Genomic DNA, 12,475 nt, shown 5'->3' with positions numbered 1-12,475 from the left:
TGTGGAGGAGTTTCGATGTCGGACCTCACGGGCAAAGTGGCACTGGTGACCGGCGGCAGCCGTGGGATCGGTGCGGCGATCGCCCGCCGCCTCGCCGCGGCGGGCGCGGACGTCGCGCTGACCTACCAGAACGCCCATGGGCAGGCGAAAACCGTGGCCGGTGAAGTCGAGGCACTTGGCCGCCGCGCGATCGCGATCCAGGCCGACAGTGCCGACGCCACCGCGGTGCGCACCGCGGTGGACCGGGCCGCCTCCGAACTCGGCGGGCTGGACATCCTGGTCAACAACGCGGGCATCTTCCCGGCCAAGCCCTTCGAGGAGTTCACCGTGGCCGAGATCGATAACGCGCTCAACGTGCACGCCCGCGCCGCGTTCGTCGGCGCACAGGCCGCGGTCGCACACATGACGGATGGCGGCCGGATCATCAGCATCGGCACCAATCTGTCCGAGCACGCGCCCTTCGGAGGCCTCGCGCTCTACAACCTGAGCAAGTCGGCGCTGAGCGGCTTCACCAAGGCGTTGGCCCGCGAACTGGGCCCGCGCGCGATCACCGTGAATCTGGTGCAGCCAGGGTCCACCGACACCGACATGAACCCACAGGACGGCGACCACGCGCCGCTGCAGCGCGACCTCACCGCGCTCGGCCGCTTCGGCGCCGTCGACGACGTCGCGGCCACGGTGGCCTTCCTGGCCGGCCCGTCCGGCCGCAGCGTCACCGGCGCGTTCTTCACCGTGGACAGCGGCACCAACGCCTGATCATCCGGCGAAATACCGCCCCGGCGACACTCCGACCGCACGTCGAAACGCCGCGACGTACGCGCTCGGCGTCGCGTAGCCGACCCGGCCCGCGATCCTGGCGATCGGCAGCCCGGCCGCGAGCAACGGCAGCGAGGCGGCCAGCCGGATCTGGGTGCGCCACTGGCCGAAGCTGATTCCGGTCTCCGCCACGAACAGCCGGGCCAGCGTGCGCGGGCTGGCGGCGACATCGGCGGCGAACTCGGCGAGGGTCCGTCTGTCGGCCGGATCGGCGGTGAGCGCGGCGGCCACCTGCCGTGCACGGGGATCGGTGGGCTGATGCGCGCCGATCGGGATCACCTCGACCGGTTCCAGCAGATCGAACACCACCGCCTCGGCGCGCGTCCGGCGCGCCGAGGCGGTGTCAGGTGTGGTGAGCAGGTCGAACAGCTCATGCAGTAGCCGGGTCACTCGCAGCATGGTCGGCCCGCCGAAGGACACCGAGCACCGGTCGGGTTCGAGGTAGATGCCCCGCATCGCGGCGCCGTCGGAGGTGCCGGTGCGGTGCGCGGTGCCGCCGGGGATCCACAGCGCCCTGGTCGGTGGCAGCACCCAGCGGTTGTCGCGCACCTCGACGGCGATGACTCCCTGTGACGCCCAGGCGATCTGGTGCTGAGGATGTTCGTGCAGCTCGAACCAATGCCCGGCCGGGAGCACCCCGGCGCCGAACACCATTGCGGTCGCCCCGGGTGGGGCGGGCTGAACCATGGCGTGGCCGTTCTGCGACACAGTCTGTCACCGTAGTCTGTCGTGCCCGGCACGATCTTTTCCTAGCGTTGGCGTCATGGCGATGAACATTTTCCACCGGCTGCTGTGCCGCTCGTCGATGTGGGAGCGGACCACCGCGACGCGTATCGTGCCGTGGGCGCTGTCCGGCCTCGATCTCGGGGCCGAGGCCCTCGAGATCGGGCCCGGCTACGGCGCCAATGTGTCCGCGCTGCTGGACCGGACCACGACACTCACCGGCATCGAGATCGACCAGGCACTGGCCGCACGGCTGCGCGCCAGGCACGGCGGCGCGATGACCGTGATCGACGGCGACGGTACCGACATGCCGTTGCCGCCAGAGGAATTCGACTCCGTGGTGTGCTTCACCATGCTGCACCACGTGCCGACGGCATGGCAGCAGGACGCGCTGTTCGCCGAAGCCCTCCGTGTGCTGCGGCCTGGCGGGGTGTTCGCAGGTAGCGACGGGCTCGACGGGCGCCTGTTCCGGCTGATGCACCTGGGCGACACCTGCGTGCCGGTTCCACCGGAGACCGCCGCCTACCGGTTGCGCCGGATCGGCTTCACCGATGTCGAGGTCGACACCGGGACATCGAGTTTCCGCTTTCGGGCCAGACGGCCGGACTGAGTTGCGCTCTCCGGCGACCTCGATCGACGCGCCGGTGGCTCAGCTCGGCACCGTACCGAAGAAGTCCGTCGGGTCGAGCGCGCTGATCGGTGTCCAGCGTGCCGACGGTGCGGGCACTGCCGAATCGCGCGGCGCCGCATCGAAATAGCCCTGGACCTCCAGGGCGAGCCGCGGGTTTTCATCGATTCGGCGCGCCATCTCGTAGCACAGGGCGAGCACGTGCAAACAGCGCGAGGTACGGGCGGTGCACGAGCAGTCGGTGCCCGCGAGAACCGGTGCGAGCGCGATCCCGGCTGCGACGACCGCCCGGTGCATGTCATCGGTCAGCACGGTCGTATCCGGAACGATCTCCGCGATGGCGGTGATCGTCGTCCTGGTGAGCGGCGCGATCTCCAGGTGGGCCACCGAGGCCTGGCCGCCGCGATGGATGGCGGCGCGCGCGACCCCGCCCTCGAGGGTGGCCCGCACGCCGTTGTTCCGTGCGATGCTGCGGGCGCGGGGGAGCAAAGGATCGGGCCTGGTCTGCCGCAGCGGCTCGGCGAGGCGGACCCAGTCCATGCCCCATGCGGTATAGCCGAATTCGTTGTCCGCCATCAGCTCTCCCTCTTGCGGCGCAGGATTTCGATCAGCTGGTCGTCGCCGAGTCCGGCCAGCGCGGCGATGCCCGCCGCGTCGCCGAGGTCCGTCAGCGCCGCCTTGCGGTCGTGCATGCCCACGATGTGCTCCTCGACGGTGGTGGTCGAGGTGAGCGTGGTGACGGTGACCGTGCGGGTCTGGCCGATCCGGTGCACCCGGTCGGAGGCCTGCGCCTCCACTGCGGGGTTCCACCAGCGGTCGAAGTGGATGACGTCGGCGGCGCGGGTCAGCGTGAGACCGGTGCCCGCCGCGCGCAGGCTCAGCACCAGCACCGACGGACCTTCTTCGGTCTGGAACCTGGATACGATCTCGCCGCGTTCGGTCTGGCTCAGCCCGCCGTGGAAGAACGGCGCCGCCACCCCGAACTGTTCGGCGAGGTGACGCACGAGCAGCTCGCCGGTCTGCCGATACTGGGTGAAGACCAATGTCGGACTGGCGGTTTCGAGGTTGGTGGCCAAGATGTCGGTGCACAGGTCGAGCTTTCCGGACCGGCCGGCCAGTTCACCGAGATCGCCGGTGACCAACCCAGGGTGGTTGCAGACCTGCTTGAGCGAGGTCAACGCCGCGAGTACGCGGCCATGGCGTTCGATGCCGGAACCGAATCCATCATCGACGGCCTGCGCGAGCACCAGATCGTACAGCTCCTCCTGCTCGGCGGTCAGGTCGCAGAGCAGGTCGCTGTGGATCTTCGCGGGCAGTGCCGCAGCGACCTGGATCTTCTTGCGCGCCAGCACGACCGGTTCGATGGTGTCGCGCAGCCGCGCCGCGGCGGCTGCCGACCCCTCCTGGATCGGCCGAACGAACCGCCGCCGGAACTGCGTCCTATGCCCGAACAGCCGAGGCGCCACCAGGTGCAACAGCGCCCACAGCTCTTCGAGACGGTTCTCGACCGGCGTGCCGGTCAGCGCGACCGCCGCGGCGGCGTCGACCGCACGGGCAGCCTTGGCGACCTGGGTGCGCGGATTCTTCAGTGCCTGCGCCTCGTCGAACACCGCCGTAGCCCAGCGCCGCCCGGCGAGCAGCCCTCCGTGCAGTCGCAGGGTCGGATACCCGGTGACCACCACGGTCCCCGCATCGGCGGCGATCGCGCCGCCACGCCAGACGATCGCCCGCAGTCCCGGCGCGAACCGTCCGATCTCGTGCACCCAGTTTCCGACCAGTGAGGTCGGGCAGACCACAAGCTGCGGCCCCGCCTCGGCCCGTCCGAGTAGGAAGCCGATGGTCTGCACAGTCTTGCCCAGGCCCATCTCGTCGGCGAGCACCGCGCCGCCGTGCGCGTCGGTGGTCTCGCGCAACCAACCGACCCCACGCGCCTGGTAGGGCCGCAGCTGCGCCTTCAGGGCGGAGCGCAGTTCCGCCGTCACGGCTTCGGTCTCGCGTAAGACCCGCAATGCGCGCGCCGCCGACACGATCGCGGTGCCGCAGGCGTCCGGCACCGCGTGGGCGGCTACGGGCAGAGGTGGTCCTGTGCTGTCCATAGCGGCGTCAGCGTCGGCAGTGCGCAGTGCGTCCTGCCAGAGCAGGAGCGACCGACCCGGGTATTCGATGGCCAGGTCCGCGAAGGTCTCGGGATCCACGAGCGCGGCGGCGACGTCCGCGACCTCGATCGCTCCGCCCGCGCCGACCGGGACGGCCAGCGCGAGGGTCTCGCGGTCGCCGTAACCGTTCGGTGCGGGTCCGGTGCCGCGTCCCGTCCACGTCCAGAGTGCGAACATGTGCCGATCCGGCAGGTAGGTGGCGTGTGTGCAGCGCAGAACGAACCCCTTAAATCAACGTATGGCGTACGGAGTAAAGTAACAACGTACAGCGTACTGGATTTGTTCCGAGGAGCCCCTTGAGCGAGGAAATCGACGTCGAACAGGCGAAACAGCTGATGAGCCTGCTGTGGCGGCACGAGCGTCCACCGCGCCCCGCGGGCCGCGGGCCGAAGCAGACAGTCAGTGTGGACGCGGTGGTCGCCGCCGCGATCGCGCTCGCCGACCGGGAGGGCTACGCGAAGGTCTCCATTCGCGCGGTCGCCGCTGAGCTGGGATTGCGTCCGATGAGCCTGTACACATACGTGCCGAGCAAGGACGCCCTCACGGTTCTCATGGTCGACGCCGTCGCAGACGAGGACGCCCCCATCCCCGGGGATCTCTCGCCTCGCGAGCGTATGGCCGCCCTCTCCTGCCAGGTCCGCGCCGAACTGATCGCGCATCCCTGGCTGCTGGAGGTCTCACCCTGGCGGCTCGTGCTCGGTCCCGGCCGCATGCGCCGCTACGAACGGCAGCTCGCCGCGATCGAGGGCGTCGGCCTGTCGGATGTCGGCATGGACCGGGTGATCGCCGCGCTGTCGGAATTCGCCACGGGCAACGCCAGGGTGGCTGTCGCCGCCGCCCGCGACACGCGGCGGATGAGTGACGCCCGGTGGTGGGAGGTGCACGGCCCGTTGCTCGCCGAGGTCATGCCGTCGAGTCTGTTTCCGCTGTCCTCGCGAGTGGGCGCCGTTGTCGGCGAGTTGTACCAGGCGCCGGCCGACCCCGACGGCGGATTCGAGTACGGACTCGCCAGGCTGCTGGACGGCATCCTGCGCGAGGTGTCCGCGAACTGACCGGTCCCGGACATGTCAACAGCGGGCGACCTGTTGGTCGCCCGCTGTAGACGGAAACAATGTTCTGTTGTTCGATGCTGTTGTGTCAGGACGCGAGGAGCAGATCAGAGGGCGGGAGCGGACTCCGTGTCGATCACGGCGTCGAGCTCACGCAGCCGATCCATGTGTTCGTTCGCGTGGTGCTGGCAGAAGAGCAACTCTCCACCTGCGGGCAGTACGGCACGCACTCGGGCAGCCGCCCCGCAACGGTCGCAACGATCGACCGCGGTCAGTGGGGTGCTTGTCAGGGTTCCTGGCATGACTCCTCCGTCCTGGCTCCCGGTCCTGACGACCGTTCGCCTGGTGTGGGGCCCGTGGTCACTCACCACGAGCTCGCTACCGCTACTTCTCAGCAGGGGTATGACTACTCTGTCAGACGTTCGGGACGGGGGCATTGTTCCCGTGAGTGATTCTGTGTGTTTTCGATAACACGACCAGGGATTTTCGCTACGGGCGAACATTACAGGTCATGTCGTCGACCACCGCTCGATCACCACCTCGAATCGGCCGATCCAGTTGTCCACCGGGAGATTACCCGTGACCTACGACACTCACACGCTTGTTCACCTTTGTACGTTGGCCGAGTGGCTTTCCGCTCGACCGACGGGCGAGTACCGCGCGCCGTCGCTCGACGCGGCGGGGTTCATCCACCTCTCGGCGCCGCGGCAGGTGCACCTACCCGCCAACCGGTTGTACGCGGGACGGCGGGACATGGTGCTGTTGCGGATCGACCCCGGCCGCGTGGGATCGCCGATCAAATGGGAGCCGGGCGTGCCGACCGATCCCGAGTCGATGCTCTTCCCGCACCTGTACGGCCCACTGCCGGTGGGGGCGGTCACGGCCGTCGAGGAGTACCGTCCCGACGCGGACGGTGTGTTCGTCCCCCTCGGCAAGTGAGCTATCGGTCGCGGATCTCGCGGGCTGTGATGGCGGCCTGGACCCGCGACCGCACACCGAGTTTCGTCAGCACGCGCGAGACGTGCGTTTTGACCGTCGTCTCGCCGATGAAGAGCCTGCTTGCGATCTGCGCATTGGACAAGCCGTCGCCGAGGCAGTCGAGCACCTCGCGTTCCCGCTCGGTCAGGTCGTCCAGCCCGTCCGGAAGTGGTTGCGGTGCACCATGATTTGTCGAGGCGAACGCCGAGATCACCGCCGCGGTCACTTCGGGGGCCAGCACACCGTCACCCGCCGCGACGGCGCGCACCGCCGCGACCAGCGACTGGCCCGACGCGGATTTCAGCACGAATCCCGAGGCGCCCGCGCGCAGCGTGCGGAAGACGTACTCGTCCAGGTCGAACGTGGTCAGGATGAGCACCCTGGCCGATCCGTCGGCTGTGATCCGCGCGGTAGCGGCGATTCCGTCCACGCCGGGCATCCGCACGTCCATCAGCACCACGTTCGGACGCAGCGCGGTGGCCTGGGCCACCGCGACATCGCCGTCGGCGGCCTCGCCCACCACCTCGATGTCCTCCTCGACGTCCAGGATCATCCGCAGGCCCGCGCGGATCGCGGCGTGGTCGTCGGCGATCACCACCCGAATCGTCATGACTCGCCCCCGATGCCGAGCGGCAGCCGTGCCAGCACTTCCCAGCAGCCGGAATGTGGTCCGGCGTGGAAGCTTCCGCCGAGCGCGGCCGCCCGTTCGCGCATGTTCTCCAATCCGCGGCGCCCGCCTTCTGCCTCCGGGCGCGGCGGAGGCACCGGCGCGGTCGGATTGCGGATCGACAAGCGCAGTACCTCGTCCTCGGCGTGCACGTCGACGGAGACCTCCTGTCCCGGTGCATGTTTCATGGCGTTGGTCAACGCCTCCTGGACGATGCGGTACGCGGCCTGGTCGACCGCGCTCGGCAAGGCCGCGCCGTCGAGCGTCGATCGGGCACGCACCGTGATCCCGGCCGCACGCGCCGCGTCCACCAGGATCGACAGCTGTGCGAGCCGCCGCGGCGCGGCCACCTCGTCCTCGGCGCCGCTGCTGCGCAGCAACCCGATCATGGTGCGCATCTCCTGCAGTGCGCTGACGCTGTTCGAGCGGATGGACCGGATGATCCCCGCGAGCGCGGGATCGGTGTCGCCGCGGGCCAGCACCCCCAGCGCCGCCTCGGACTGGATCGCGATGGCCGACAGATGCCCGGCGATCACGTCGTGCAGGTCGCGCGCCATCGTGGTGCGCTCGTCGGCGATGGCCGCGCGGCGGTCGAGCTCGGCGACCAGGGTCAGCGCTTGTGCGCGGGTGCGTTCGGCGTCGGCGATCTCCTTGTGCGTGCGGACCGAGTTCGCCCACCAGATCGGCGTGGCCACGAAGCTGAACACCGCCACCAGCGCCAGCGCGACCGAACGCAGGTCCCCGGTCAGCGCCAGCGTCAGCGTCACGACGAAGCCGGAGAACGCCGACCAGCACACCGCGGTGATCCGCGAGGCTCGGCCTCCGGTGTACAACACGGCGGAGTAGATCAGGTCGGCGTAGATGATCCACACCGGCACCGTCGCGCCGAGATAAGTGTCCACGGCCAGCGGGACGAGACCACCGAGCATGGCCGACACCGGTTTTCGGCGACGGAAGAATGTCGCGACGCACAGCGTGGCCAGCACACCGAAGCGCATCCACAGCGACAGCTCCCCGCCGCGCTCGGTCATGGTGGACAGCCCGGCGAGAGACAGCGCCGCGCCGCCTGTGAAAGCGGTGAGCGCGCCGAGCGCATCCCGCGCCGTCTCCGGCAATTCCGACCACCGCCTCACGCCTCGATCACAGCACAGCGCTCTCGCCGCGCCGTCGGCCGAAGTGATGACCGTGCGGTTTATCTATTCGGACATCCGGCTAATCTGGGTATCGTGAACGTCGACGTCACCGCACTACCCGGGATCGGTGTCCGCAAGGACTTCGAAGTGCGCTCCGGGCGCCGCATCGGCGTGGTCGCGCACCGCGACGGTGACATCGACCTCATCGTCTCCAAACCCGACGATCCCGATGCCTGCGCCGCGCAGATCCCGTTGACCACCGATGAGGCGGCGGTGCTCGCCAACCTGCTCGGCGCGCCACAGCTGGTCGCCAAGCTCAACGACGACCACCGTGACCTGCCCGGGATCACCACCCGCCAGCTGCCGATCGGCGACGACTCCCCCTACGACGGTCGCACCCTCGGCGAGACCGAGATGCGCACCCGCACGAAGGTCTCCATCGTCGCGGTCATGCGGGCGGGGCAGCTGCATCCCTCGCCCGGCCCCGATTTCACTTTCACCGCAGGAGACCTGCTCGTGGTCGTCGGAACCCCGGACGGCTTGGACGCCGCCGCGAAGATCTTGACGCACGGCTGAGCACGTGACTGACACCGCGCTCGCCCTGATCGAGCTCGGAGCGGTTCTTTTCGCCCTCGGCATGCTGGGGCGTGTCGCGGGCCGAGTCGGCATGTCACCGATTCCGCTGTACCTGCTGGGCGGTCTCGCCTTTGGTCAGGGCGGCTTCATTCGGCTCGGTGCGGCCAACGAGTTCGGCCATATCGCCGGCGAAATCGGCGTCGTGCTGCTGCTGTTGCTGCTCGGCCTGGAGTACACGGCGGCGGAATTGGTTACCGGGCTGCGCCGCTCGTGGGCGGCCGGCCTGCTCGACATCGTGGCCAACGCGACGCCAGGCGCGCTGGTGGCGCTGATGCTGGGCTGGGGGGTCAACGGCGCGATCACGATGGCGGGCGTCACCTACATCTCGTCCTCGGGGATCGTCGCCAAGGTCCTCGACGATCTGGGGCGCCTCGGTAATCGCGAGACGCCGGTGATCCTGTCCATTCTGGTGTTCGAGGATCTGGGGATGGCGGTGTACCTGCCGATCCTCACGACGGTCCTCGCGGGGCTGAGCTGGGTCAGCGGGTTGCCCGCGCTGGGGATCGCACTGGTGACCGTCACGGTGGTGCTCTTCGTCGCGCTGCGTTATGGCCGCTATGTCTCGGCGATCGTGGACAGCGCCGACCGCGAGGTGTTCTTGCTGAAGCTGCTCGGTGCGGCGCTGTTGGTCGCGGGCGTCGCCTCGGCTCTGAGCGTGTCGGCCGCGGTGGGCGCGTTCCTGCTCGGCATCGCGATTTCCGGCTCTACCGCGGCCGAGGCGGCGAAGCTGCTCGAGCCGCTGCGTGATCTGTTCGCGGCGATCTTCTTCGTGGCCTTCGGCCTGAGCACCGACCCGAGGTCGATTCCGCCGGTGCTCGGGTGGGCCCTCGCACTCGGGGTGATCACCATGCTGACGAAGATCGCCACCGGATGGTGGGCCGCGGGCAGGCAGGGGATCCGCCGGATGGGCCGGGCGCGGGCCGGTGCGGCACTGGTCGCCCGTGGCGAATTCTCTATCGTCATCGCGGGGCTGGCGGTGAGCATGGGCGCGGTCGACGGGCAGCTCGCCGCCCTGGCCTCGGCCTACGTGTTGCTGATGGCGGTGCTCGGCCCGGTCGCGGCGCGGGTGGTCGAACCGATGGTCGGGCTGGTGCAGCGCCGGGTACCGCCCGCGCCCGCCGTATCCTGATTCAGGGCTGTGCTGTCTCGGCACGCAGGGAGGACTTGCGCTTCAGCCAGCGCCAGAACGTGGTCGCGGCAGCGCCGACCAGCAGGCCGATCGCGGCAGCGCACAGGTGGCCGTAGTCGGTGAAGGTCGGACCGATCCACAGTGCCGCGCCGAGCACCATCAGAATCGTGGCCGCCCACGCCAGCCGGACCACGCCGCGGAACCGGAACGCCAGCGCCGCCAGTACGGCCGAAAAGCCGTAGCTGGTGCCGACATCCGCGGCGACGGCCACCTTGTGGGGGATGAGGCCGTGATCGATGGCGTTCGAGATGCCGGTGACGGTCAGCAGCGTCGCCCCGATGTGCCCGGTGGCGAATAGAAGTATCCAGCGCCCGGTGCCCAGCCATCGCTCCGCGTAGGCCATCACGATCAGGAAGCCGGCGATGGTCGTCCAGGGAAAGCCGCCGTCAGTCCAGAAGGCCGAGGCCACCAACACCTGTACCGGGTTGTGCCGCATGTTGTAAAGGTTGGTCGAGGCGGAGAAGATCAGCCTCCGCTCGATCGTGCCGCCGACGCCGCGCAGCGTCCACCAGGTGACGAACAGAGTGAAGGCGTACGCGGTGCTGGCTGGGGCAGCCCCCAGATGCTCTCGAATCGTGGGCACGATCCGACGCGGCAGTCCAGGGCGGCGTAGCCACGCCCACGCGACGCGCAATTCGGCGCGGAGGTCGATGGTTCTGGTCCAGGGCGACCGAAACTGGCTGAGGGTCGAAGCAACCACCCCGCAAGTGTGCCGTGCGCGACGTGGTCGCACCGTGTGTCCCGCCCCTTGTGTGCTGTGTCACTGGCTCGCGGATCTCGACCGTAACGTGCGTTTCGCACTTGGGCAGCATTCGCTGCCACGCATCATGATCGCCGCGATCACACCGAGCACCCGAGGTGATCGTGTCGAGCAGATACGCGCCGCACGCATGCACCCCGAATGCGCGACGCCCGCATTCATTGGACGCTGGAACATGAAGCGGCACAACGAATGCAGGCGTCGCGGTGGAGTGACCTAGTCGAGATAGTCGCGCAGGACCTGCGAGCGGCTGGGGTGACGCAGTTTGCTCATGGTCTTCGACTCGATCTGCCGGATGCGCTCACGGGTCACCCCGTACACCTGGCCGATCTCGTCGAGGGTGCGCGGCTGGCCGTCGGTGAGGCCGAACCGTAGGCGGACCACGCCCGCCTCACGCTCTGACAGTGTCTCCAGCACCGACTGCAGCTGGTCCTGCAGCAGCGTGAAGCTCACCGCGTCCACCGCGACCACGGCCTCGGAATCCTCGATGAAGTCGCCGAGCTGGCTGTCACCCTCGTCGCCGATGGTCTGGTCCAGCGAGATGGGCTCACGTGCGTACTGCTGGATCTCCAGCACCTTCTCCGGCGTGATGTCCATTTCCTTGGCCAGCTCCTCCGGCGTCGGCTCGCGGCCGAGGTCTTGGAGCAGCTCGCGCTGGATGCGGCCGAGCTTGTTGATGACCTCGACCATATGCACCGGGATCCGAATGGTGCGGGCCTGGTCGGCCATGGCGCGGGTGATGGCCTGCCGGATCCACCAGGTCGCGTATGTGGAGAACTTGTAACCCTTGGTGTAGTCGAACTTCTCCACCGCGCGGATCAGACCCAGGTTGCCCTCCTGGATCAGGTCCAGGAACGCCATGCCGCGGCCGGTGTAGCGCTTGGCCAGCGAGACGACCAAGCGCAGGTTGGCCTCGAGCAGGTGATTCTTGGCTCGGTTGCCGTCGCGGACGATCCAGTTGAAGTCGCGGCGCATCGCGACCGGCAGTTTCTCGCCCTGCTCGGTGAACTCGCGCACCTTCTCCGCGGCGTAGAGGCCCGCCTCGATCCGCTTGGCGAGCTCGACCTCCTCCTCGGCGTTCAGCAGCGCGACCTTGCCGATCTGCTTGAGGTAGGCGCGGACCGAGTCGGCCGAAGCGGTCAGCTCGGCGTCCTTGCGGGCCTGGCGCAGCGCCTCGGACTCCTCTTCGTCCCAGACGAAATCGCCGGAGGCCTTGTCCGCGGCGGTCGGCTCGTCGGTCCCTTCGCTTCCGGTCCCTTCGCTTCCGGCTTCCTCGGCGACGTCGTCGACCAGTTCGTCGCCGTCGGCGAGATCTTCCTCGGACACCTCCAGCTCGCCGAGATCGTCGATATCGAGCGACTCGTCCTCGAGCGACTCGTCGGCACCGGGCTCGCCGTCCGGTCCCGCTTTCTTGGTTGTCTTCTTCGCCGGGGCCTTGGTCGCCTTGGCGGCCTTCTTGGCGGGCGCCTTCTTGGCGGCAGCGGCCTTCTTCGCTGGAGCCTTCTTGGCGGCAGCCTTGCGGACCGGCCGTGCTGCGGTTACATCTGCGGAGTCGGCATCGGCCGATTCGGCGGTCTGACGGGTATTCGTGGCTACCACGTACGCCCTTTCGTGACGGTCTCGTGCGGCGTCACGCCAGAGTGGTTTCCGGCGGAGCGGTCTGTCGGGTTGCACCGGCGGAGCGCCGGTCGGGGTTTCTCCGGCTCAGCCGGGCACGTTCCATTGTAACGATCTAACCAG

General features: G+C 68.8%; 14 protein-coding genes. 6 read left to right on the top strand and 8 right to left on the bottom strand.

What is annotated here, in order from left to right:
* The first annotated feature begins 15 nt into the window (after positions 1 to 15).
* Positions 16 to 756, top strand: coding sequence for an SDR family NAD(P)-dependent oxidoreductase (locus tag OHB12_RS13205; RefSeq protein ID WP_327119385.1), 741 nt, complete (start codon positions 16 to 18; stop codon positions 754 to 756).
* On the opposite strand, the gene OHB12_RS13200 is transcribed toward OHB12_RS13205, so the two are convergent.
* Entirely contained in the window at positions 757 to 1,524 is a 768-nt protein-coding gene (locus OHB12_RS13200; protein ID WP_327119383.1) for an AraC family transcriptional regulator, read from the bottom strand.
* A gap of 55 nt (positions 1,525 to 1,579) precedes the next feature.
* On the opposite strand from OHB12_RS13200, the gene OHB12_RS13195 reads away from it, so the two are divergent.
* The gene (locus tag OHB12_RS13195; RefSeq protein ID WP_327119381.1) at positions 1,580 to 2,149 is read left to right on the top strand and encodes a class I SAM-dependent methyltransferase; all 570 of its coding nucleotides are present in this window, start codon (positions 1,580 to 1,582) and stop codon (positions 2,147 to 2,149) included.
* A gap of 39 nt (positions 2,150 to 2,188) precedes the next feature.
* On the opposite strand, the gene OHB12_RS13190 is transcribed toward OHB12_RS13195, so the two are convergent.
* Together OHB12_RS13190 and OHB12_RS13185 are read right to left on the bottom strand one after the other, a co-directional pair.
* Complete coding sequence (locus tag OHB12_RS13190) at positions 2,189 to 2,743, bottom strand: hypothetical protein (protein WP_327119379.1); 555 nt, start codon at positions 2,741 to 2,743, stop codon at positions 2,189 to 2,191.
* Positions 2,743 to 4,500 (bottom strand): DEAD/DEAH box helicase, encoded by a 1,758-nt coding sequence (locus OHB12_RS13185; RefSeq protein ID WP_327119377.1) that lies wholly within the window; start codon positions 4,498 to 4,500, stop codon positions 2,743 to 2,745. The genes OHB12_RS13190 and OHB12_RS13185 overlap by 1 nt, the downstream gene beginning before the upstream one ends.
* A 158-nt stretch (positions 4,501 to 4,658) precedes the next feature.
* Here OHB12_RS13185 and OHB12_RS13180 point away from each other — a divergent pair, with 158 nt between their 5' ends.
* A complete protein-coding gene (locus tag OHB12_RS13180) occupies positions 4,659 to 5,375 on the top strand; it encodes a TetR/AcrR family transcriptional regulator C-terminal domain-containing protein (protein ID WP_327121066.1) in 717 nt (238 codons plus the stop codon).
* 104 nt (positions 5,376 to 5,479) lie between these two features.
* Here the strand turns inward: OHB12_RS13180 and OHB12_RS13175 are convergent, their stop codons facing one another.
* Positions 5,480 to 5,674: a DUF7455 domain-containing protein gene (locus tag OHB12_RS13175; RefSeq protein ID WP_036538000.1), complete on the bottom strand. Its 195-nt coding sequence runs from the start codon at positions 5,672 to 5,674 to the stop codon at positions 5,480 to 5,482.
* Between the two features lie 277 nt (positions 5,675 to 5,951).
* Between OHB12_RS13175 and OHB12_RS13170 the strand changes: the two genes are divergently transcribed.
* Positions 5,952 to 6,311, top strand: a complete 360-nt coding sequence (locus tag OHB12_RS13170) for a DUF952 domain-containing protein (RefSeq protein WP_327119372.1) — start codon at positions 5,952 to 5,954, stop codon at positions 6,309 to 6,311.
* A 1-nt stretch (position 6,312) separates the two neighbouring features.
* Here the strand turns inward: OHB12_RS13170 and OHB12_RS13165 are convergent, their stop codons facing one another.
* Positions 6,313 to 6,960: a response regulator transcription factor gene (locus tag OHB12_RS13165; protein WP_327119371.1), complete on the bottom strand. Its 648-nt coding sequence runs from the start codon at positions 6,958 to 6,960 to the stop codon at positions 6,313 to 6,315.
* On the bottom strand, positions 6,957 to 8,150 hold the full coding sequence (locus OHB12_RS13160) for a sensor histidine kinase (protein ID WP_327119369.1): 1,194 nt from the start codon (positions 8,148 to 8,150) through the stop codon (positions 6,957 to 6,959). The genes OHB12_RS13165 and OHB12_RS13160 overlap by 4 nt, the downstream gene beginning before the upstream one ends.
* Before the next feature lie 93 nt (positions 8,151 to 8,243).
* Here OHB12_RS13160 and OHB12_RS13155 point away from each other — a divergent pair, with 93 nt between their 5' ends.
* Positions 8,244 to 8,726 carry a cation:proton antiporter regulatory subunit gene (locus tag OHB12_RS13155; RefSeq protein ID WP_327119367.1) on the top strand — a complete coding sequence of 161 codons (483 nt, stop codon included), beginning with the start codon at positions 8,244 to 8,246 and terminating at the stop codon, positions 8,724 to 8,726.
* Positions 8,727 to 8,730: 4 nt separating this feature from the next.
* Entirely contained in the window at positions 8,731 to 9,915 is a 1,185-nt protein-coding gene (locus OHB12_RS13150) for a cation:proton antiporter (RefSeq protein ID WP_327119365.1), read from the top strand.
* A gap of 1 nt (position 9,916) precedes the next feature.
* Here OHB12_RS13150 and OHB12_RS13145 read toward each other — a convergent pair whose 3' ends face one another.
* The gene (locus OHB12_RS13145) at positions 9,917 to 10,675 is read right to left on the bottom strand and encodes a rhomboid-like protein (RefSeq protein ID WP_327119363.1); all 759 of its coding nucleotides are present in this window, start codon (positions 10,673 to 10,675) and stop codon (positions 9,917 to 9,919) included.
* Positions 10,676 to 10,951: 276 nt separating this feature from the next.
* Positions 10,952 to 12,334, bottom strand: a complete 1,383-nt coding sequence (locus tag OHB12_RS13140; protein WP_327119361.1) for an RNA polymerase sigma factor — start codon at positions 12,332 to 12,334, stop codon at positions 10,952 to 10,954.
* Between the last annotated feature and the right edge of the window lie 141 nt (positions 12,335 to 12,475).

This window comes from Nocardia sp. NBC_01730 (assembly GCF_035920445.1).
In the GTDB taxonomy this organism is placed as follows: domain Bacteria; phylum Actinomycetota; class Actinomycetes; order Mycobacteriales; family Mycobacteriaceae; genus Nocardia.
This window is presented reverse-complemented; position numbering and strand designations above follow the sequence as displayed.